This is a genomic window from Pedobacter sp. MC2016-15, from assembly GCF_026239695.1.
Lineage (GTDB): Bacteria > Bacteroidota > Bacteroidia > Sphingobacteriales > Sphingobacteriaceae > Pedobacter.
Genome location: NZ_JAPIVS010000003.1, coordinates 20460 through 43711 on the forward strand (window position 1 = coordinate 20460; position 23252 = coordinate 43711).

Here is a 23252-nt window from a genome sequence, read left to right on the forward strand (position 1 = left end):
GCTGTTGCAGCATGTAATAAAGTATACTAAATTAGTAGAACTTGTATATCAGCTACAGAAAGCTTAAATTTGACCCAAATAAGATAACTTAAATACAGTAACATTGGATATTTTTGAAAAGATAGCAAAGCATATGGGGCCGCTTGGGCAGCACCACAAGTGGTCACACGGATATTTTTCTTTTCCCAGATTAGAGGGAGAGATTGCTCCGCATATGAATTTTCGGGGTAAAGAGCACCTGGTTTGGAGTTTAAATAATTATTTGGGGCTGGCAAATCATCCTGAGGTTAGGGAAGCCGATGAGAAAGGTGCAGCAGAATTTGGTATGGCCTATCCAATGGGTGCCAGGATGATGTCTGGAAACTCTAAATACCACGAACAGCTTGAAGCTGAACTTGCCGCCTTTGTTGGTAAGCCTGACGCCTTTCTTTTAAACTTTGGCTATCAGGGTATGGTATCTATCATCGATAGCCTTGTTGACAGAAATGATGTAATTGTATATGATGCGGAAAGCCATGCCTGCATTATAGATGGACTACGCCTTCATCTTGGGAAGCGTTTTGTCTATAAACATAATGATATTGACAGTGCCCGCAAGCAGCTGGAACGTGCTACGAAATTGGTAGAACAGACAGGTGGCGGTATCCTGGTGATCACTGAAGGTGTATTCGGTATGTCTGGTGCACAGGGTAAGCTGAAAGACATCGTAGACCTGAAAAAAGAATTTAGTTTCCGACTGCTGATTGACGATGCTCATGGGTTTGGTACAATGGGTAAAACCGGTGCGGGAACACATGAGGAGCAGAATTGTATAGAAGGAGTAGACGTTTACTTTGGAACGTTCGCCAAATCGATGGCGGGTATAGGGGCATTTGTAGCATCTACGGAAGAGATTACGAATTTCCTGCGCTATAACATGCGTTCACAGACCTTCGCAAAGGCTTTGCCTATGCCTATGGTAATCGGCTTGCTGAAACGTCTGGAGCTGCTTAAAAACAATCCGGAGCTGAGAGAACGTCTCTGGAATATTGCTACCACCTTACAGAAAGGATTGAGGGATCGCGGATTTGATCTTGGTATTACGGATACCATGGTTACCCCTGTATTTTTAAAGGGTGAACTTGACCAGGCTACAGCGCTGACAATGGACCTTCGTGAAAATTATGGAATTTTCTGTTCTATAGTTGTATACCCTGTTATCCCGAAAGGACTGATTGAGCTGCGTCTGATCCCAACAGCCATGCACACCATTGAGGACGTTAACCGTACACTTGAAGCATTCAGTGAAGTTGCTGAGAAGTTAAATACTGGCTATTATAATGAAAATAAGTTTGTAGCAAAATAGTCTTTGCTGCTGTGATATAAACGCCCTCTAATCATCATTAGAGGGCGTTTATTTTAGGTGACTATTTAAATCGCATTGATAATCAGTCGGATATATTTCACTATGGATGAATTTTGTGGATAACCCGGTTTTTTGTGGAAAAAAAGGTCCTTTACACCCTTTTGTTTTGTACGGCGAAATTTTCATTTATTAGAATAATCCAATACATTAGTAATCAAGTATTAATCAAACCTAAAATATAAACCAAAAGGTAATTCAAAATGAAAAAATTTGATGACTTAAAGAAACTTGTGGATTCGCTGGAGATCGATGCCGATAAGTTTTACAACAAAGCCAACAGTGCTGCCGGCACGCGGGTGCGTAAAGGAATGCAGGATCTTAAAAATATAGCTCAGGCTATTCGTTTGGAGATTCAGGAAACCAAAAACAAAGAAGCTTAACCAATTTCTTTTGATTTGATGATAACGCCCCGGCTATACCGGGGCGTTTTTATTTTTAGTGTCAGGACCTTATTTTCTGGATCTGAGCAGCTATTAATGCCGCCAGGTCAGCAGAGGCAGATACCAGTGGAAGGCGTACATGCTCTCCGCAGATTCCTACATGCTTCAGGGCAGCCTTTACGCCCGCCGGGTTGCCTTCAGCAAAGATCAGACGGGTAAACTCTACCAGCTGCAAATGCAATGGCTGAGCGGCCTTAAAATCCCCTTTAAGAGAAAGTCTGATCATTTCAGACAGCTCGAAAGGAAGTGCGTTGCCTACTACTGAGATCAGACCTGCACCACCCAGGGCAATCATTGGCAGTGCCACGGGATCATCGCCTGAGATCAGCATGAAATCTTCCGGTTTATCTCTCATGATCTGGTTAAACTGATCAAAACTTCCTGAAGCTTCCTTGGTGCCGATGATGTTCTTAAAATCATGTGCCAGCCTGCAGGTAGTCTCCGGACTTACATTACTGGCTGTGCGGCCAGGTACATTGTATAACAGCACATCCATGTCAGTAGATTCACTAATGGCTTTGTAATGCTGATAAATTCCTTCCTGGGTAGGTTTATTGTAATAAGGGCTCGCAGAAAGGATGGCATCATAGCCATTACGGTCAAAATCTTTGATTGCCTCAATTAGTTCTGCTGTATAATTTCCTCCGATCCCAGCTACCAGTGGTAACCTTCCGTTATTTATTTCTGCTGTATATGCCCAGATCTTCTTCTTTTCTTCCTTATTGAGTGTTGCCGACTCGCCTGTGGTACCCAATGATACCAGGTATTCTACCTTTCCGTCGATCTGGTAGTTGATCAGTTTTTTTAAACCGTCGTAATCTACCGATCCATCTGCATTAAATGGTGTAACCAGCGCTACACCCGTTCCATGGAATCTGTTCATTTTTATTTAACTTTTTTACTTCAATAGCTCTAATAAATCTTCCTCCGAAATCAGGGGAATATTCAGTTTCTGGGCTTTCTCTAATTTAGATGGCCCCATGTTATCACCGGCAACCAGGTAATTCAGTTTTGCTGAGATACTACTTAATATCTTGCCACCATTGCTCTCAATGATCTCTTTAAGCTCATCCCTGCTGTGATTTTCAAAAACCCCCGAAATTACGAATGTTTTTCCAGTTAATTTGTCACTTTGAAGAGTTATCACCGTGTTTATTGCTTCAAATTGTAACCCGTAGGATTTCAGAAGGTTAATTTGTTCAATATGGGCGGGGTAACTAAAGTATTCAATGATGCTTTCGGCGATGCGCTGGCCGATTTCATCTATGGCAGTGAGTTCTTCAAGAGAAGCTGCGATCAGGTTGTCAATATTTTTTGTAGCGAAAGCAAGTTTCCTGGCTACTGTTTCTCCAACATAACGTATTCCAAGTCCGAAAAGTACTTTTTCAAAAGGCATTTGTTTGGATAGTTCAATGCCTTTCAGCATGTTGTCGATCGACCGTTCGCCAAACCGCTCTATATTCTTCAGTTCTTCAGCTTTGTCTTTCAGCAGGTAGATATCACTGATGTGTTTAACGAGAGCCCTCTGATAAAATGATTCTATCGTTTCATCTCCAAGTCCGTCGATGTTCATGGCTTTACGGGAGATAAAATGCTGCATCTTACCAACGATCTGTGGCGGGCAGGCTTCGTCATTCGGGCAGTAATAGGCGACCTCGCCCTCCTTACGGATGAGCATGGTACCGCATTCAGGGCAATGGGTAGGATAGATCACCGGCTGGGCACCAGGCTGGCGCTTGTCCAGATTCACATTCATGATCTTGGGAATAATCTCACCCCCTTTTTCTACCAGCACGCTGTCGCCCACATGCAGGTCGAGTCGCTCAATCTCATTGGCATTGTGCAGCGTTGCCCGTTTTACCGTTGTTCCCGCCAGCAGCACCGGTTTCAGATTGGCTACCGGCGTTACGGCTCCTGTCCTTCCTACCTGGTAGCTTACGCGTTCCAGTATAGTTTCTACTTCTGCAGCTTTGTATTTATAGGAAATTGCCCATCTGGGTGATTTTGCTGTAAAACCAAGCTCCTGCTGTTGTGCAAAGCTGTTGACCTTGATTACAATCCCATCGATATCATAAGTAAGCTTAAAACGCTCCTGTTCCCAATAATGGATAAACTCAAGCACTTCTTCGATCCCGCTGGTCAGTTTTGTGTGTTCAGAAACGTGGAAACCCCAGGTTTTGAGTGCCTGCAGACTATCCCAATGTGTTTTAAAATATTCCTTTTCGGTATTCAGCGAATAGAAAAATGCGTCCAGGGGCCGCTTCGCTACTTCTTTAGGATCCTGCATCTTGATCGTGCCGGAGGCAAAATTGCGGGGGTTGGCATACGTTACCTCTCCCAGCTCTTCCCTTTCCCTGTTCAGTCTTTCAAAGGCAGCCCTGTGCATCAGGATTTCTCCCCGGATTTCAAAAAGGGGAGGCGCTGCTGCTTTTTTCAGGTGGTGGGGAATGTTGCTGATGGTTTTTACATTTGAAGTCACGTCATCACCCTTGCTGCCGTCTCCACGTGTAACAGCCCGCAGTAAATTATTATTCTCGTAATTCAGACTGATAGACAAGCCATCAAACTTGAGTTCACATACATATGAAAAATTTTCGCCTATTGATTTTTTGATTCTTTCATCAAAATCCCGCAGGTCCTGCTCGTTATAGGTGTTACCCAGTGAGAGCATCGGCCATTTATGTTTGACAGTAACAAAGTTTTTGGTGATGTCTCCGCCCACTTTCAAGGTAGGTGAATCAGGATCTGCAAACTCAGGATGAGCTTTTTCAAGTTTGCTGAGTTCTTCCAGTTTTTTATCAAACTCATAGTCGGCAATGGTAGGCATCGCCAGGACATAATAATTATAACTGTGCTGGTTAAGTTCTTTCACCATGGCATCCATGGTGTCCTGAATAGAAGATTGTGACATAACGCGAAGTTATTTAATTTTATCGAGCTCTGTTCCTACCTCATGGAAGATCGTAAGGAAATTATTCTGCAGCTGCAGCTTAAATTTTTCAAGCTGTATGGTCAGCATATCCAGCTGTTCTTTCTGGAAGGGATTTGGCCATAGGCGCATGCAAATCCTGTTGAGGGAATAGGTGATGTTCTCCATATCCGCGTAGCTGAACAGGTATCTGCTTTCTATAAAATCATCGAGGAAGCTGGAGAACTTCTGCTGTCCCGGTAATCCTGCAAGCCTGAGAAATCCGGTCAGTTCATCTGTGCGGGATGCCTGTAGCTGCACATAAAAATCATCAGCGTTAACGATCTGTTGTGTAAGCAGCAGGTGATCCAGAATCAGTTCAAGGCCGATATGGGCCAGGAAAAATGCCTTCACGGGGCCGGTTTCCACAGCAGGAAGAATCATCTGTTTAAGTATAGCCGTTTGCTCTTTGAAGTATTCTGAGGAATGAAACACGCGGTCTACTTCCAGGTGTCTTTTCCATCCGGTAAGCAGCGCATTATATTCCGGAACGTCCCTGAAAAGGTATTCATCTTTCTGGGGATTGAGGTTCCAGTTTTTATCCGCATTCTTAATCAGATCCGGCAGTACAACTCCTATTACCATATAATCGTTCGTGTTTTCGCGCTCAAAGTAAAAATGGGATAGGAAGTTCATCGCTTTAAAAGTAGAAATTTTTTAACAAGGCTTTTCTTATCTTTGCCAAAAAGTATAGAAGAATGACCAATTTTGTTGACGAATTAAGATGGAGAGGCATGTTACATGATATCATGCCCAATGCAGAAGATAAATTAAATGAGGGCATGTGCTCGGGATATATCGGCTTTGATCCTACGGCAGATTCATTACATGTTGGTCACCTTACACAGATCATGACGCTGATCCATTTTCAGCGTGCAGGGCATAAGCCTTTTGCGCTTGTTGGAGGAGCTACAGGGATGGTAGGAGACCCATCGGGTAAGTCGGACGAAAGAAACCTCCTCAATGAAGAGACGCTGGCAGTTAACCTGGAAGGGATAAAAAAACAGCTGCAGCAGTTCCTTACTTTTAGTGATGAAGGCAATGGTGCGGTGATGGTAAACAATGCCGACTGGTTTAAGAACTTCAGCTTTTTAGATTTTATCAGGGATGTGGGTAAACACATTACGGTAAACTATATGATGGCGAAGGACAGCGTGAAAAAACGTCTGGAGGGCGACAATGGTTTGTCGTTCACCGAATTCAGCTACCAGCTGGTACAGGGATATGATTTCTATTATCTGTGGAAAAACCACAACTGCAGTATCCAGATGGGTGGATCTGACCAATGGGGCAATATCGTTACCGGTACTGAACTCGTAAGGAGAAAAGGAAGCGGAACGGCTTTTGGCATCACCACACAGCTGATCAAAAAAACTGATGGTACCAAATTTGGCAAGACTGAAAGTGGTGCAATCTGGTTAAACCCTGAGAAAACTTCTCCCTATAAATTCTATCAGTTCTGGTTAAACGCGACCGACGCTGATGCTAAAATGTGGATCCGCATCTTTACCCTGAAAGGTAAAGAAGAGTTGGAGCAACTGGAGCAGGAACATGAGGCGGCGCCGCATCTGAGGATCCTTCAAAAGGCACTGGCCAATGATATCACCGTGAGGACTCACTCTGAAGCAGCATTGGAAACCGCTTTGAAGACTTCTGAGTTTTTATTTGGTAACGGAGCCCTTTCTTTCCTTGAAACCTTAAGCCATGAACATGTGCTGGAAATCTTTGAAGGTGTACCTCAGTTTGTACTGAGCAGGGAAGAGCTTGCCGCAGGTATAGATACAGCGACGCTGCTGGCAGAAAAAACTACGGTTTTCCCTTCAAAAGGAGAGCTGAAGAAAACTGTACAGGGTGGCGGTTTGAGTATCAACAAAGAAAAAGTAGCAGAAGCCAGTACGGTTTATACGACAGACAACCTGATCAACGACAAATACATCATCGTTCAGAAGGGGAAAAAGAACTATTTCCTGCTGATCGCAGAATAAATTTTACAAGGGCTGTGCATAGGTACAGCCCTTTATTGTACCAATAGGTTGCAACCCCTGATGTCGGCGTTGTCAAACCTGCCCAGTACTTCAAAAGATCCATCCGGGTATACTCTCCCCAGATCCTGTGTAGCAATAAAGGAACAGGAGTTGATATTTGCCAGGTCGATCACATTGATGCCACCCGTTTGATGGGTATGCAGCAGGGTCAGCGGATCATTGGTATCTCTCAGCACAATCTTCATCCAGGCGGGGCAATTAAAAATACCATGTCCGCTGGAATAGGCCTGCGAAAGCAGCTCGGTCATGCCATATTCACTATGTATGGCCTTTACGCCGAAGCCGGAAGTGAGCAGTTCATGCAGTTCTTCTCTCACCATCTCTTTTCTCTTCCCTTTCATGCCGCCGGTTTCCATGACAATGAGTTCGGGAAAGTCTATCTGATATTTCTCCAGGAAATCCAGCAAGGCATATGTAACCCCTATGAGGATAGTTTTCTGACCCTTCTCTTTCAGGCTGCTGAGCTTTTTGTAAAGGTCTTCGTGGTTATGAAGAAAATATCCGCTGTCGGGATGTTTACTTTGTTTCAGCAATGCATCGATCATATAGATCAGTGAAGAACCATCCCGCTCGAGGTACGAAGGGAGCAGCGCAAGAAGGCAGGTATCTTCGGTACTGCCATAAAACCGGGCAAAGGCCTCATTGAAACTTTGCTCATAGAGACTGAGGTCGGTAACAAAATGTCGGCTTTGCACCATGCCTGTAGTGCCTGAACTGCTAAACGTGATTTCTTCTTGATCTATGCCGCTAATTACCCGGTGGCTTTTGAAAAAGCTGATAGGCAGGTAAGGGATATCGGCTAAGCTGTCTATCTGTAGCGGATCCACACGGAGATGGCTGATAAAGTCGCGGTAAGGTGCACAATGTGCTGCCTGATGCCTGAAGATAGCTAATGCGGCATCGTTAAACTCTTTTTCGCTGCGGATAGAAAAGACTGAAGGAATTGAAATTTTCACAGCGCAAAAATACAATTAAACTTTAGTATTCGATTTAAGAGCGAGTACCGCTTTGCGGAAATGATAACCACAGAAGCCGCTTACGGCTGCTACAAAACCACCGATGAGGGCAGTAACGATCAGGATCCACCACCAGGCCTGCAGCCCAAAAAGCTGAGCTACACGACTTACCAGCAAATTATCGTTAGGTATACTTTGAAACAGCGCCATGCCGGTCCACAGTGCAAAGATTGCAAAAAAGGGATGCCACAATGACACCTTACCCGTTTTGCCAAGGATACCGCAGGTGGCGAAGGAGATGATGACGATGATCCACCATGGCAAAACCAATTGTAAAAGAAAGGAAGCGATAAGTATAATGAGAAAAACCATGTTTTATTTTTTAGTGATGGTCAGCTGTGAAATCGTTTTGCCCTGCTGATCTTCCGGAGAAGACATCAGGTAAAGGTCGTATAATTTGCCCCCGGCCCAGGTATCAATCATGTTGTCATAGAAAGGACTGCCGGGATTGCCAGACTGTCCCCCGGGATATACTCCCTGTCCTTTAGGTTTTTTCCCAAGTTCTACAACCATCCTCCATGAAGGTCCGTTGCTTTCACTAAGCGCATTGATGGTGCCCTTTGCACCTCCGATCATGAGTTTCTTTGAACCAAAGCCCGTAATGTTAAGGAGGTGAGGAACATTTGTCTGTTTCAGGTTTGCCCATTCCCATGGTGTACCTATAGGGCCAAACTTTCTTTCCAGACTGTCGCAGGTATTTTTTAGAGATTCATTCACCAGGTCGTCCAGAGTTTCTTTCGCAGGTGTATTTACTTTATCAAACCACTTTGAACCCGGGTCTTTGAGGATCAGTTCAACTGTACGGTATTTGGAAGGGTACTGCATCGGGCTTTTTGCATCCGTAAATTCGTCGCTCCAGATAGCTGTAAGGAGAAGATTAGTCCATAAGTTAAAGATGCTGCCACCAATGGAGTGGGCGCTGTAGGATTTGTCCCATTTGCTGATGGTGTCAAAAGCTTCTTTTTGTGTGGCATTTAGTTTATCCTGCTGCACCCTGCTGAGCAGGGCCGGTAAAATATCCTGCGCCAGAATGCTGTAGCTGTCACTTTGCATCACTCTCATGCTATCCGCAGTAGCCTTGTTCATCGATTTAAGCTTGTCATTGATACGCTTTCCCCGCGCATAGTCGCCAAACTCCCAGTTGATGTAATAGGGATAGGAAGGGTCTGTGGACGACTGATTTGCGGAGCTGACAAAGTTCCTTTCAGGATTCTTTACTGTAGGGTTCTCGGCAGCCGGAATCCATCCCTGCCAGTCGTCTTTGGGATCGGTGCCATCCAGAATAAACTTTCCCTGGTCCCTGTATTTCAACGGGAACTTTCCGTTGGCGGTAATAGATATATCGTTATCCGCAGATGCGAAGATGAAGTTCTGCGCAGGGGCTGTATAATAGGTAAGTGCTTTCCGGTAATCAGTATAACTTTTGGCGCGGTTAAGATCATAGAAAGTTCTGAGTTCATTGGACGAGTCATGTGCGATCCATCGCAGCGCGTTTCCTGTAGGTACGTTGTCTGCCAGTTTAAGTTTTGAAGGTTTCTGGAAGTATACAACCGGGCCGTGATGCGTATAGTACACAGTGTCTGTCAGGTTCCTGCTACCCCGTATTTTGATCACTTCCATTCTTTTGGTTGTGTTTTTCCACTCATTATTGTACCAGTACTGTTGGTGAGAGTTGTCTTTGAACTTAATCTGGTAATAATCGAGTATATCGGCGTCCACATTGGTTACACCCCAGGCAACACGGTCGTTAAAACCGATGATTACGCCCGGAGCACCCGGCAGGGATACGCCATAGACATTTAACCCTGGTGCATGGAGCTGGATCTGGTACCAGATGGAGGGCAGAGTGAGATTGAGGTGCGGGTCGTTTGCCAGGATAGGATATCCCGAGGCTGTTTTAGCACCGGCAAGCGCCCAGTTGTTGCTACCAATTCCTTCTTCCAGTGTCTTTGTGCGGACATTGCCGGTAGTTTTTTCAGTAAATGAGGCCGGTGGCTGCGGTAGCTGGAGCGGCTTAAAGTTCCATGATGTTCCGGCAGGGATAATAGGGTCTTCTTTAAAAGGATAATCAGGGAAAAGATCTGAAGTAACCTCAGGGCCAAATTTCTGCAGGATATTGGTCATGTAGAATTCTGTAGAACCCATAGCCAGTGTGGCCGACATTTGCTTGAGAAGAAGAGCGCATTTCAGGGGCGTCCAGTCTTCGGGCTTGAAATCAAGAAGTTTATATTCGAGTGGTAATTGAGCATTGGATAAGGAGCGGATATAGGCATTGATCCCCTCGGTATAGGCATTGATCATGTCTCTCGATTTAGGATCAGCCATCATGCCTTTCAGGGAATTCTCAGCACCATAAACCATTCCCATTCTGCGCTGATATTTGTCGAGCTCTATAGCTTTTATGCCCACAACTTCGGAAATTCTGCCGGCAGCATACCGCGTCTGGAAGTCCATCTGGAAAAGCCGGTCTTTTGCTGTCAGGTAACCCTGAGCAAAATATACGTCATGATCGTTTTTAGCAAACACATGCGGGATCATCCTGTCATCAAACACCACCTGTATGGCTTCTCTGCTGCCCTTCAGTTTAAGACTGATCTTTTTCTTCTGCCTGACAGATTCGGCATTCTGCCAAAAGCCTGTAAAGGGATTGAGGAATTTAAGCAGTGGCGGAAGACTGCCGAATTTGGTGTTGAAGGCAAATGCCAGTACAACAGGTATAATGACGCAGATCAGTGCTTTGAGTTTATTCTTCATAATTGTGATAAGGCAATTTAAGATAAAACAGGGGAATTCAATAATGATTTTTCAGCCTGGCAAATGTACATAAACGACGGATATGTTCTTGACGGGCGGGAAAGGGATTCTATCCCCAAAATCGGGGGTAATGGGGTTAATATTATTATAGTAGAAGAATGCTTATTTAATTTTGTGGCGATAAAATTTATATAAAATAGTGATTATGAAAAGATTTCTACAAAAATCGTTGATATTGCTGACTTCTGTCTGCGCCTTTACGTGTGTGCATGCTCAGCAGGTTAAACCAGTCGGACCTGTGCCGGATACTACTAAGGTGATCCTCGGTCAGGAGGTGGTGATCTCTGCAACCAGGACGCCGCAACGGATTCTGGAATCACCTGTATCGATAGAAAGGGTCAGTGGTGCTTCAGTGGCTGAAGCACCGGCGCTTTCATTTTATGATGCCCTGAATAACCTGAAAGGAGTGGATGTAACTACTCAGAGCTTAACCTACAAGACTGTTAATACCAGGGGCTTTGGTTCACACGCTGGTTTCAGATTAAATCAGTTTGTAGACGGGATGGACAATCTGGCGCCGGGACTGAATTTTCCTGTAGGAAATATCGTGGGCGTAGGCGACCTGGATCTGGACAATGCGGAATTACTGCCGGGCGCAGCATCTGCCTTGTATGGTTCAGGAGGTATCAACGGAACCTTGCTGATGACCTCCAAAGATCCGTTTAAATTCCCGGGTATAAGTTTTCAGTTTAAAAGCGGGATCAATCATGTGAATGATGATCAGTCCTCCGTACAACCTTTCAATCAGCTGGATGTGAGGGTTGCGAAGGCCTGGAACAACAGGTTTGGATTTAAATCTTCATTTTCTTTTCTGCAGGCCGAAGACTGGATTGCCAACAATAGCAGCAATTACAATAGGGTATCGAGGAACGTGATTCCGGGCGACAGGGAAAGTGACCCCAATTATGACGGGATTCATGTGTATGGTGATGAAGTGAGCCAGAACATGCGAAACGTAGCACAATCGGTACTCAATGCAGGTGAAAGTGCCTTTGTGAAGCAATATGGGGAGACAACCGGGGGATTGATTCCCAGCAGGGATCAGATCAATGGCTTTCTGCAGACGAATGCCCAGACAGCTCCTTTTTTTGCGGGCATAAATACGCCTGGCCTGCTTCCCAATGAAAGTATCTCCCGTACAGGATACAAAGAAAGTGACCTGGCTAATCAGAAGGCGGAGTCACTCAAAACATCTACTGCCTTGTATTATAAATTTAACAATACCATCCAGGCCATTGCACAGGCCAACTGGGGCAGGGGATCTACGATGTATACGGGATCTGACCGTTACGTATTCCGCAATTTCAGTATTGGTCAGTATAAACTGGAGTTGAAGGGGGAGGACTTCTTTATACGTGGTTATACGACGCAGGAACGCTCGGGAGATTCCTATATCACCTCCATATTGGGCAGCTACATCAATGAGCAGTCTAAAGTATCCCAGCAATGGTTTCCAGAATATATCGGGAATTTTATTGGTGCGAAACTGACTCCCGGAGTAACAGATGCACAGGCGCACAGTCTGGCCCGTGCAGCGGCAGACCAGGGGCGTTTTATTCCGGGCACACCTGCATTTGAAACGGCTAAAAATGCGATCATTGGTAAAACGATCAGTTCTGGAGAAGGGGCGCGTTTTGATGATAAAACTAACCTCTATCATTATGAAGGGATGTACAACTTTAGTAATATGCTAAAAAATGTCATTGAACTGCAGGTCGGTAGCTCTTACAGAATTTATCAGCTCAGATCCGGGGGGACAATATTTGATGATCTTAACAGGAAACTCAATATCAATGAATATGGTGCCTATGGCGTTGCAGGAAGGAAGTTTCTGGATGATAAACTGAAACTGACGCTTGCAGGCAGGTATGATAAGAGTGAGAACTTTGATGCACATTTTACCCCCAGGGCTACGGCGGTATATACTCTTGCTGAGAACCATCATATCCGGGCTTCATATCAGACGGGCTACCGTAACCCAACGACACAAAACCAGTACCTCGATTTATCTGCCGGCGGAGGTTCTCTGCGCCTGATTGGTGGTTTGCCGGAGATGTTGAATAAATATCAGTTGTTTGATAATAAGCCTTTTACTGCCGATAGCTATCATGCCTTTCTCAGCTCGGCCGCAGTGGGGGCGGCAGATCCGTCATTGCTTAAAACATATAACTTCAACCCGGAGGGTATACAGCCAGAAACCGTCCATGCCTTTGAACTGGGAGATAAGGTGCTGATCGCGCCGAACTTGCTGCTAGATGCCTATGCTTATTACAACCGTTACCATAATTTTATCTCAGAGATTGAGGTATACCAGAATAATGGCGGAGATTTTATTGGTGTGAATGTGCCGGTAAATGTGAACGGTGTGATAGAAGCCTATGGAGCTGCGGCCGGACTGGATTACTACCTTAGGAAATTTAGCATTACCGGAAATATATCGTACAACAAACTTGGGGATCTGCCGGTGGATTATACCAACGATTATGGCTTTAATACACCGAAGATTCGTCTTAACCTGGGACTAGGGAATAAAAATGTAATCAGGAACGTAGGCTTTAACCTGAATTACCATTGGCAGCAGGCCTTTAACTGGAGTACCCCATTTGTTGCCGGACGTGTGCCTGCCTATGGGACGCTGGACGGACAACTGAATTATAAGATCCCTGCTGTCAATTCTATCATTAAACTGGGCGGTACCAATTTGCTGAATAAATACTATATCAGCTCCTTTGGCGATCCTGCAATTGGGGCATTATATTACATCTCCTATGGCTTCAATATTCTGTAGTTCGGGGATTGTTTAAAACAATTTAATACCGATAAACCTTGTCTTTTGATATAATAATTAACACTTTAGCCATGCCAAACAGGTGTTATTACTATATCAGCATTTTACAGAAACCATTTCTATGGAAGAATTTGAAGAACAAGGAAACGAAATAAAGAACAGCGAGAACATTAAAGAAATAGTAGAAGAAACGATACAGCATTTAAACAACCCGGTCCTTGATCTCAAGCCGATCGTTAAAAAATATCTGACCCAGGTTCACAGTGTTCGTAAAGAAGGCAACAGATTTTTCTTTTCAGATGGAGAAGCCAGTGTTGAAGTAAGGGTTGTGAGCGACGAAATCATCAGGGTACGACTGGCTCCGCATAGTGTGTTCCTTGATGATTTCTCCTATGCTGTTCCTGTGGTAGACCAGAAAGTAAGTACTTTCAATATGGTCGAGATGGAGGATGCTTATCATATCGCTACCAACACTATTACTTGTAAAATCAGGAAAAACGATTTCCACATCTCTTTTACGGAAAACCTGACTCAGCTTGTGATGAGCGAAGACGCTTCGCCAATGCACTGGGAAGAGAATGCTGAATTTGGGGGTTACTATGTTTTTGCCACCAAAAAATGCTTTCCCGAGGAGAATTTCTTTGGATTAGGGGATAAGTCGGGCAATATGAACCTGCGTGGCCGCCATTTCCAAAACTGGAATACTGATGCCTATTCTTTTGGCTGGGACCAGGACCCCTTGTATAGAACTATACCTTTTTACACCGGCGTTCACGAGCAGTCGGCCTACGGAATATTTTTTGATAACACTTTCCGCTCTTACTTCGATTTTGGAAGAGAGGACAACAATAAAACCAGTTTCTGGGCAGACGGAGGTGAGCTGCAGTACTATTATATCCACGGCCCGCATATGATGGATGTGATCAAGCGTTATCAAACGCTTACTGGTACACATCCCATGCCGCCAAAATGGGCGCTGGGTTATCACCAGTGCCGTTGGAGCTACTATCCTGAAACGAAGGTGAAAGAGGTTGCCGATGGCTTCCGCTCCAACAAGATTCCATGTGATGCGATTTACTTTGATATTGATTACATGGATGGATACCGCTGTTTTACCTGGAATAAAAAGCATTTCCCTGATCCGCGTAAGATGATCAAGGAGCTGGCTAACGATGGTTTTAAGACGGTTGTAATGATCGATCCGGGTATCAAAGTGGATGACAATTACTGGGTATTCAAAGAAGGCAAGGAGAATAACTACTTCTGCCGCAGGAGTGATGACTACTTTATGGAAGGCCATGTTTGGCCGGGCCGGTGTCAGTTTCCAGATTTCACCAATCCCACAGTAAGGGAATGGTGGGGAGGCCTCTACAAAGAGCTGGTAGACATGGGTGTAGCCGGTGTTTGGAACGATATGAATGAGCCTGCTGTATTTGGAGCAGGTACATTTCCAAATGATGTGCGCCATAACTATGATGGCTTCAGGGGCTCACACAGAAAAGCACACAACGTTTATGGAATGCAGATGGTGCGTTCTACCTATGACGGATTAAAAAAACTGATGCGCAACAAGCGTCCCTTTACGATTACCCGTGCAGGATATTCCGGGATGCAACGTTATGGTTGTGTATGGACAGGAGATAATGTAGCCAGCTGGGAGCATCTGAAGATCGGGAATATACAATGCCAGCGTATGTCTGTATCCGGGGTTCCGTTCTGCGGTACCGATATCGGCGGATTTAGCGGCGAACCTGATGGTGAACTGTTCACCCGCTGGATACAGCTGGGTACTTTCTCTCCCTTTATGCGTGCCCACTCTGCCGGTGATACCGCTGAGCGGGAGCCATGGAGCTTTGGAGAGCCCTATACGAGTATCAACAGGAAGTTCATTGAGCTGAGATACCGCCTGATGCCTTACTTTTACTCTGTATTCTGGGAGCACCATCGTTACGGATTCCCGATCCTCAGGCCTTTGGTCATGCTGGAGCAGGAAAATGTAGCCAACCATTTCAGACAGGATGAGTTTGCCTATGGGGACAAGATCCTGGTATGCCCTATCCTGGAAAAGGATGCCGTTTCCAGGACCGTCTATTTACCGAAAGGACAGTGGTATAATTTCTGGACACACGAGCTGCTGGCCGGGGAGAAAGAGCACCATATCGAGGCACCTCTGGAGGATATGCCGATCTTTATCCGTGCCGGTGCTGTGATTCCTGAATACCCGGTGATGCAGTTTACAGGTGAAAAAAATATAGAAGAAGTACTGCTCAATATTTACTATGCTAACTATGAGGTCAATTCATTTTTCTTTGAAGACCACGGAGATACTTTTGCCTATGAACAGGATATCTATTCCGAGAAAAAATTCATTGTAAAGGGTACAGAAAACAATTTGATCATTGAACAAAAACTGGAAGGGCTTTACACACCAAATTATGAATTGTATAATTACAATTTAATTGGCATCCCTTTTGGAGTAAAGAAGGTAAGCGTAGATGGAATGGAAATTAAGGATTACTTTATGGACGACCGTAATTCTTTACGCTTTAAATCCAACAAAAACTTTTCAGAAATACAGATACAGGGTGTTTAATTAAACATCCCGTATTTGCCTGGAGGAATTTAAGAATCAAATGTAACCCTATATATAATGGCTAAAGCTAAGCAGCGTAAACCTGCAGATGAGACAGTAACGAAACGTGATGATGCACCGGTATGGATATTTAGTCTGCTGACAGATTTTGATGTTGCCCTTTTTATCTCGGGTAAGCATTTTCGCCTGTATGAGAAAATGGGTGCTCATCTGGTTGAATCCGAGAATGTAAAGGGTACCTACTTTTCTGTCTGGGCTCCAAATGCACAGGATGTATATGTGATGGGCGACTTTAATAAATGGAACAAAACTTCGCACCGTTTATATAAGAGGCTGGATGAATCAGGTATCTGGGAGGGCTTTATTCCCGGTACAGGAAAAGGCACAGTCTATAAGTATTTTATCAGGGGTTTTGACGGTTCTGCCATTGAGAAGGGCGATCCCTTTGCTACAAGATGGGAACACCCACCGCAGACAGCCTCGATCGTGTGGGAGATGGATTATTCCTGGAAGGATAAAAGCTGGTTAAAGAAAAGGCCGAAACTCAATGCGCTGGACCAGCCGATGTCTGTTTATGAATTACATCTGGGATCCTGGCAGCGAGATCCATCTGAACCAGCCAGGATACTCACCTACAAAGAAATTGCAAGCAGCCTGATCCCCTATGTTCTGGAAATGGGTTTTACCCATGTAGAACTGATGCCGATCATGGAATATCCTTATTACCCATCATGGGGCTACCAGATCACAGGATATTTTGCGGCGAGTTCAAGACACGGTACACCGCAGGAATTGATGTATCTCATCGAGCAGCTGCACGCCAACGATATTGCAGTGATTCTGGATTGGGTGCCTTCGCATTTTCCAGGAGATGCCCATGGGTTATACCAGTTTGATGGTACACATCTGTATGAGCATGCAGATATGCGCAAGGGTTTTCATCCCGACTGGAAATCATATATTTTTAACTATGACAGGAACGAGGTAAGATCCTTCCTGATCAGTAATGCCATGTACTGGCTGGATCTTTTCCATGCAGACGGGCTGCGGGTAGATGCCGTTGCATCGATGCTTTATTTTGATTTTTCAAGAAAACATGGTGATGCAGCTACAAATGAATATGGAGGTTCAGAAAATCTGGGGGCTATACAGTTCCTGAAAGACCTGAACGATTCGATTTACACCAATTTTAAAGGCGTACAAACGATCGCCGAAGAGAGCAGTACCTATCCGGGTGTGACCAGGGCTGTAGCCGATGGAGGGCTTGGATTTGGTATGAAATGGATGATGGGCTGGATGAATGATACCCTGAAGTATTTCAAGACTGATCCCTTGGCAAGAAAACATCACCATCATCAGCTGACTTTCAGTATCACCTATGCATTTACGGAGAACTTTATGCTGCCGTTTTCGCACGATGAGGTCGTACACGGTAAGTCTTCGATGATTTATAAGATGCCGGGGGATGAATGGCGGAAACATGCCAATCTGCGTTTGTTGTATGCCTATATGTTTACCCAGCCGGGAACTAAGTTATTGTTTATGGGCAATGAGTTTGCACAGAACGGAGAGTGGAATTTTACGCGCTCACTGGATTGGGACCTCCTGCAGTATGCATCTCACAGGGGTATGCAGACCTTTGTAAAGTCGCTCAATAAATTATACCGTACCGAGCCGGCGCTATACAACTTTAATTTCTCTCCGGAAGGTTTTGAATGGCTGAGTGCTGACGATGCTGATCACTCCATTTTTGCCTATATCCGTAAGGGGCACAAAGCTGAAGATACTTTGATTGTGATTCTGAACATGACTCCGGTATACCGCGAGAACTATAGAATGGGATTGCCTTTTAAAGCGAAATGGAAGGAGATTTTTAACAGTGATGACAAGGTCTTTTTTGGCAGCGGCAAGCTCAACGCTGAAGTATTCAAAGTAGAAAAGGTTGAAGCAAACAGGAGAGAGTACTCTATACAGATCAATATCGCTCCACTAGGGGCAATGGTGCTGAAAACAACAAAATAATGGTTAAAAAGAAAGGGATGATCCATCCGGACTCATCCCTATTCTAACCAAATATAAACCTGTATGAACGGGTTTTACTTTAAGTTTCCGTAGTATTCAACGAATTTTGCTAAGGCTGATGAATAGCCCCACTCGTTATCATACCATGAAACTACTTTTACGAAGTTATCATTCAATGCAATACCTGCATTGGCATCAAAAATAGATGCGTGGTCATCACCGATAAAGTCAGAAGAAACAACTTCATCTTCAGTATAACCAAGAACACCTTTCAGGTCACCTTCAGAAGCTGCTTTCATCGCATCTTTAATCTGTTGGTAAGTTGCTGGTTTTTCTAAACGTACTGTTAAATCTACTACTGAAACGTCAGCAACCGGAACGCGGAAAGCCATACCTGTTAATTTACCTTTCAGGGCAGGGATTACTTTAGTTACCGCTTTTGCAGCACCTGTAGCAGAAGGAATGATGTTAGAGAAACCACCACGTCCACCTCTCCAGTCTTTTGCAGAAGGACCATCAACAGTTTTCTGCGTAGCAGTAACCGCGTGTACAGTACTCATTAAGCCTTCAGCAATACCCCAGTTATCGTGTAATACCTTTGCAATTGGTGCAAGGCAGTTTGTAGTACAAGAAGCATTTGAAACAACAGTTTGATCTGCTGTTAACTGATCATGGTTCACACCCATTACATATGTAGGGATAGAATCATCTTTAGCTGGTGCTGAAAGAACAACTCTTTTTGCACCTGCAGTAATGTGTTTCTCTGCATCAGCCTGAGTTAAGAATAAACCAGTTGATTCAATTACAGTTTCAACACCTACTTCATTCCATTTTAAGTTTGCAGGATCTCTTTCTGCAGTGATACGGATAGTTTTTCCGTTTACTACTAAGTTACCACCTACTACTTCAATCGTTCCGTCGAAACGACCGTGAGTAGAATCGTATTTTAACATATAAGCCATGTAATCCGGCTCAACCAGATCATTAATAGCAACGATGTCTAAACCTCTTTTTAAAGCAGCTCTAAATACTAATCTGCCGATACGGCCGAAACCGTTTATTCCAATCTTTGTCATTATTATTAATTTGAATAGTAATTAAGTAAGTTATATATTGGTTCTTTTGTAATCGTCGTAATTTCAAAGTTATTTCTCTCAGCAACTAAACGAAGGCGGTCCTGAAAGTTTCCGGCTACGATGCCCACAAAATGTATTTCCTTGTTGGGGTACTGTTTAATGGTAGGTAGCAGGTAGGTCGTGATATAACGTTGAAAAGCATCATCTATTAATTGTTGAATATACGGATGTTCTCTATTATCTATATAAAAATCAAGGAAAGAACTCAGGAATTGCTGTGCTAATGACTTTTTATAGACTCTTTCCAGTATCTCTGGTCTATCGAGATCATATTTCGTGCCGAATTTCTTTAACAGCTCATTTGGCAGTTTTTCCTGCAGAAAATGCTTTAAGATGATTTTGCCGAGATAATTGGCTGACCCTTCGTCACCCAGTATAAAGCCTAGTCCGAAGTTATTGGCCACAGGATTATGCCCGTTGAAATAAGCGCAATTGGCACCACTGCCTAAAATACCGACAATGCCGGTTTTATTAAAGCATGCGGCTATCGCTGCCCCATGAAGGTCGTCATGAACACTGATCTTGGCGTATTTAAAGAAAAGCGACAGGGATGATGCCAGTTCATTTCTTCTTTCCACACAGGTAGCACCAGCGGCAAAAACGTAGATCTTTTTAATCTGCTCAGCGTGATTAATCAGGATAGATTTTTTATTGAGCTGCTGCAGCAATAATTTTTGATCCACAAAAAATGGATTGATGCCGGGCATACTGCATTCAGCAATCGTCTTTCCGTCCTTCGCTATTTTCCAGATTGCAGTTTTTGTACCACTGTATACTACGGCTATCATATTTTAAATGGATAAAACGTGCGTCATTTCCAGGAGATCACTCTCCAGTTTAAAGTTATGTTCTGTCAGTGCCTCATCAAGGCTCGTCAGCGCAATTTCATTTCCTCTTAACCCAACCATCATTTCTGAACTACCTTTCAGCAATTCATTCACTGCGGCATAGCCCAGTCTGCTGGCTAAGATCCTGTCAAAGCTGCTCGGACTACCACCGCGTTGTAAGTGCCCAAGGATAGTCACTTTGGTATCGTAATGGTCGAATTTTTCTTTTACATGTTTGGCAATATCATAAGCACCACCTTGTTTGTGGCCTTCTGATACAATCACTATGCTGGAAGTTTTTTTCGTAACGGCACCTGCACCGAGCTGTTTTACCAGGTCATCAATGCTGGTTTCTTTTTCAGGCAGCAGTACTGCTTCTGCACCACAGGCAACAGCACTTCTCAAGGCGATACAACCGGAATCCCGGCCCATCACTTCCACAAAAAACAACCTGTCATGAGCATCTGCGGTATCACGGATTTTATCAATCGCTTCGATCACCGTATTCATGGCAGTATCATAACCCAGCGTAAAATCAGAACCATAGAGGTCATTGTCAATTGTACCGGGAACACCGATCACATGGACACCATGCTTTTGTGCAAAACGACGCGCACCTGTAAAAGTCCCGTCTCCTCCAATCACAACCAGGGCATCAATATTATGTGCCTTCAGGTTTTCGTATGCAAGGGCCATACCCTCATCTGTTTTAAATTCTAAACAGCGTGCTGTTTTTAATATGGTTCCACCCATATGGATGATATTGCTTACAGAACGTGCATCCATCGGGATAATATTGTTAGTTATTAAACCCTGATAGCCCTGTAGTACACCAAACATATTTATACCATTGTATATGCCGGTGCGTACAACTGCTCTAATGCATGCGTTCATTCCGGGAGCATCACCTCCTGAGGTCAGAACCGCTATATTTTTGATATTTGGTCTCATCTTATAGGTTACGAATATACCGTGTATATATTACACTAAGTAATTTATTTTGATTTTTCTCTGTAAATCGCAGGCAAGTATATTAAATTGCTTTAGCTTTTAAAAGTTTTAATCTCACTCTATCTTCGTCGGCTACTATAAATCATGTGACCAGAATGTTACAATACATCAGCTCAAATTCATGTTAGTTACAGTATGAAATTTATAAAAAAAGTTTAATACATTTACGACAATTCACGCTTTGAAAGCTATTTCAGATAGCAGAGAGGAGCAGATTATAACCAGATATTGTAAAACTAACACTTATTGTTTTGATAGAAGTCTTACCACAATTTAATTCCACCTTCTCCATTGACTGTATTTTGTTCGGCTTTGATGAAGGAGAATTAAAAGTTCTGCTGATTGAGAGGAACGAAGAACCTTTTAAAGACTGGTGGGCTTTACCAGGAAATCTGGTAAGTGAGAACGAGAGCCTTGATCAGTCGGCATCCCGCATCCTTCATGAGCTTACGGGGATAGAAAATGTGTATATGGAGCAGTTCTACACCTTCGGCGATGTCGGTCGTCACCCGCAGGGGAGGATCATTTCTGTGGCCTACTATGCGATGCTGCGCCTTGGTGGCGACAAAGCCCTGAAGCCTATCAGTAACTACGCGAAACAGGCCTACTGGATCAACGTTAAAGAACTGCCAAAACTTGCCTTTGACCACCAGAAAATCTTTGATCAGGGATTGGAGAAGATCAAAAGGAGAATCAAACATCAGCCTATTGCGTTTGAACTGCTGCCGGAGAAGTTTACCCTTACCCAATTACAAAATGTGTATGAGGTGATTCTTGGCAAAAAGTTGGATAAAAGGAATTTCAGAAAGAAAATGCTCAGCTTTAACGTACTGAAAGATCTCAATGAGAAACAGAAGGGCGTTTCTTTCAGGGCTGCTACTCTGTATCGCTTTGATAAGCGCAAGTACGGAAAGTTATTCGGGAAAGAGATTTCATTCTAAAAAAAGAAGAGCATTGAATTCATTCAATGCTCTTCTTTTTAGCGAAGCCGGATTAACCCGGCTCATTGCTTATTTCGCCAATTTTTTAGCAGCTTGCATGTGGTAATCCACCAGGTCATCTATAGGTGAGCGGATGATCTTCCCTACACCCATTTCATATCTGTCAGCGACGATACTCAGGATATCCCTGAAGCTATAACCTACAGAACCTACACAATTCAGTTTATATTCTTTGTAATTTGGATAATGAATAACCAGATTCTCAAAGAAAGCTGTAAACGCATATTCTACTGTAGAGAATGTATAATCTTCATAGTTGTCTTTGAAGTCATACAAAAACTTGCTAAAACCAGCACAGAAGCGGTTTGGAAGTGGTTTGTTATAAATATGATCAAAGATATCTTCGTTTGTCAGGGCAAAATTGTCATAGAAACTCTCCCTAAGGCCTTTAGGCATGTAACCTTTCATGTAATCACTAAGGATACGCTTTCCAATGAAACATCCACTGCCTTCATCACCCAGGAAATAACCCAGAGAATCGATATTTAAGGAAATATCAGTTCCATCATAAAGGCATGAATTTGTGCCTGTACCCAGGATGGCAGCAAAGCCCGGCTCATCACCCAGTAATGCTCTGCAGGATGCCAGTAAATCGTGTCCAATGTTAATATCCGCATTTACAAACACCTGTGACATTGCATCCGCTACTATCTTTTTCTTGCCTTCGGTTGAACATCCGGCACCGTAGTAATAGACTCCTGTTAATTTATCAGCCTCTAAGTGATCTGGTAAAGATTTTTTTAAAGATCCAATAATGTAATCGGTATCTGAGAAATACGGATTATAACCTTCAGTATTAAAATGAATTTTTCTACCAGCTTCATTAATTAAACACCAATTGGTTTTGGTTGAACCACCATCTGCAATAACTATCATCTTAATTTGTTTTTTGGGGTGTAAAAGTAAATAATCCTGACAACTCAAATTTGTTCTTTTCCATTTGATTTTCTTTTTATCATTATTAGTTACACATGATCATTTATGTTTTTGTCCGATCCTGCGTTTTTATTTGGTTAGTTCTCTCTATATCCTCTGTTCTTCAGGTAGTTTCCCGCTGAGCCAGGGTAATTCTGGTTTAGTTAAAATATTGTTATGTTAAGTGTCAGGTATTCAGAAGCTTAAATTGGCGGCTGGTACATATTGTCAAAATAACACTAAGCTAAAATTACATTAGTTATTTTAAAAT

Annotated in this window: 17 protein-coding genes; 7 read left to right on the forward strand and 10 right to left on the reverse strand. The window is 43.6% G+C overall.

Translation table 11 applies throughout. The features are described from left to right. The first annotated feature begins 103 nt into the window (after positions 1-103). Positions 104-1345, forward strand: coding sequence for an aminotransferase class I/II-fold pyridoxal phosphate-dependent enzyme (locus OQY15_RS09020; protein WP_265790499.1), 1242 nt, complete (start codon positions 104-106; stop codon positions 1343-1345). A gap of 260 nt (positions 1346-1605) precedes the next feature. Continuing rightward, entirely contained in the window at positions 1606-1785 is a 180-nt protein-coding gene (locus tag OQY15_RS09025; RefSeq protein ID WP_265790501.1) for a histone H1, read from the forward strand. A 61-nt stretch (positions 1786-1846) separates the two neighbouring features. Here the strand turns inward: OQY15_RS09025 and dapA are convergent, their stop codons facing one another. From dapA to OQY15_RS09040, 3 genes are read right to left on the reverse strand one after another with little or no spacing between them, the layout of a single operon-like run. Then, a complete protein-coding gene (gene dapA / locus OQY15_RS09030; protein ID WP_265790503.1) occupies positions 1847-2728 on the reverse strand; it encodes a 4-hydroxy-tetrahydrodipicolinate synthase in 882 nt (293 codons plus the stop codon). 15 nt (positions 2729-2743) lie between these two features. Further along, a complete protein-coding gene (gene ligA / locus OQY15_RS09035; protein WP_265790505.1) occupies positions 2744-4756 on the reverse strand; it encodes an NAD-dependent DNA ligase LigA in 2013 nt (670 codons plus the stop codon). Between the two features lie 9 nt (positions 4757-4765). After that, the gene (locus OQY15_RS09040; protein WP_265790507.1) at positions 4766-5449 is read right to left on the reverse strand and encodes an ACP phosphodiesterase; all 684 of its coding nucleotides are present in this window, start codon (positions 5447-5449) and stop codon (positions 4766-4768) included. 62 nt (positions 5450-5511) lie between these two features. On the opposite strand from OQY15_RS09040, the gene tyrS reads away from it, so the two are divergent. After that, positions 5512-6798 (forward strand): tyrosine--tRNA ligase, encoded by a 1287-nt coding sequence (gene tyrS / locus OQY15_RS09045; protein WP_265790509.1) that lies wholly within the window; start codon positions 5512-5514, stop codon positions 6796-6798. A 32-nt stretch (positions 6799-6830) separates the two neighbouring features. On the opposite strand, the gene OQY15_RS09050 is transcribed toward tyrS, so the two are convergent. From OQY15_RS09050 to OQY15_RS09060, 3 genes are read right to left on the reverse strand one after another with little or no spacing between them, the layout of a single operon-like run. Next, entirely contained in the window at positions 6831-7814 is a 984-nt protein-coding gene (locus OQY15_RS09050) for an acyl transferase (RefSeq protein WP_265790511.1), read from the reverse strand. A gap of 15 nt (positions 7815-7829) precedes the next feature. After that, the gene (locus OQY15_RS09055; protein ID WP_265790513.1) at positions 7830-8186 is read right to left on the reverse strand and encodes a hypothetical protein; all 357 of its coding nucleotides are present in this window, start codon (positions 8184-8186) and stop codon (positions 7830-7832) included. A 3-nt stretch (positions 8187-8189) separates the two neighbouring features. After that, positions 8190-10628 (reverse strand): penicillin acylase family protein, encoded by a 2439-nt coding sequence (locus OQY15_RS09060; RefSeq protein WP_265790515.1) that lies wholly within the window; start codon positions 10626-10628, stop codon positions 8190-8192. A 205-nt stretch (positions 10629-10833) separates the two neighbouring features. On the opposite strand from OQY15_RS09060, the gene OQY15_RS09065 reads away from it, so the two are divergent. The 3 genes from OQY15_RS09065 (at position 10834) to glgB (ending at position 18091) form a co-directional block, all read left to right on the forward strand. Then, positions 10834-13476, forward strand: coding sequence for a TonB-dependent receptor (locus tag OQY15_RS09065; protein WP_265790517.1), 2643 nt, complete (start codon positions 10834-10836; stop codon positions 13474-13476). A gap of 121 nt (positions 13477-13597) precedes the next feature. After that, positions 13598-16069 (forward strand): glycoside hydrolase family 31 protein, encoded by a 2472-nt coding sequence (locus tag OQY15_RS09070; RefSeq protein ID WP_265790519.1) that lies wholly within the window; start codon positions 13598-13600, stop codon positions 16067-16069. Positions 16070-16126: 57 nt separating this feature from the next. Then, positions 16127-18091 carry a 1,4-alpha-glucan branching protein GlgB gene (gene glgB, locus OQY15_RS09075; protein ID WP_265790521.1) on the forward strand — a complete coding sequence of 655 codons (1965 nt, stop codon included), beginning with the start codon at positions 16127-16129 and terminating at the stop codon, positions 18089-18091. A gap of 74 nt (positions 18092-18165) precedes the next feature. Here the strand turns inward: glgB and gap are convergent, their stop codons facing one another. Genes gap through pfkA form a run of 3 tightly spaced genes read right to left on the reverse strand, consistent with a single transcriptional unit; the run spans position 18166 to position 21005 of the window. Then, complete coding sequence (gene gap, locus OQY15_RS09080) at positions 18166-19167, reverse strand: type I glyceraldehyde-3-phosphate dehydrogenase (RefSeq protein WP_265790523.1); 1002 nt, start codon at positions 19165-19167, stop codon at positions 18166-18168. Between the two features lie 5 nt (positions 19168-19172). Beyond that, entirely contained in the window at positions 19173-20015 is an 843-nt protein-coding gene (locus OQY15_RS09085; protein WP_265790525.1) for a hypothetical protein, read from the reverse strand. A 3-nt stretch (positions 20016-20018) separates the two neighbouring features. Further along, the gene (gene pfkA, locus OQY15_RS09090) at positions 20019-21005 is read right to left on the reverse strand and encodes a 6-phosphofructokinase (protein WP_265790543.1); all 987 of its coding nucleotides are present in this window, start codon (positions 21003-21005) and stop codon (positions 20019-20021) included. Between the two features lie 311 nt (positions 21006-21316). Between pfkA and OQY15_RS09095 the strand changes: the two genes are divergently transcribed. After that, positions 21317-22006, forward strand: coding sequence for an NUDIX domain-containing protein (locus tag OQY15_RS09095; RefSeq protein WP_265790545.1), 690 nt, complete (start codon positions 21317-21319; stop codon positions 22004-22006). A 69-nt stretch (positions 22007-22075) separates the two neighbouring features. Here the strand turns inward: OQY15_RS09095 and OQY15_RS09100 are convergent, their stop codons facing one another. Next, complete coding sequence (locus OQY15_RS09100) at positions 22076-22942, reverse strand: N-acetylglucosamine kinase (protein ID WP_265790547.1); 867 nt, start codon at positions 22940-22942, stop codon at positions 22076-22078. Between the last annotated feature and the right edge of the window lie 310 nt (positions 22943-23252).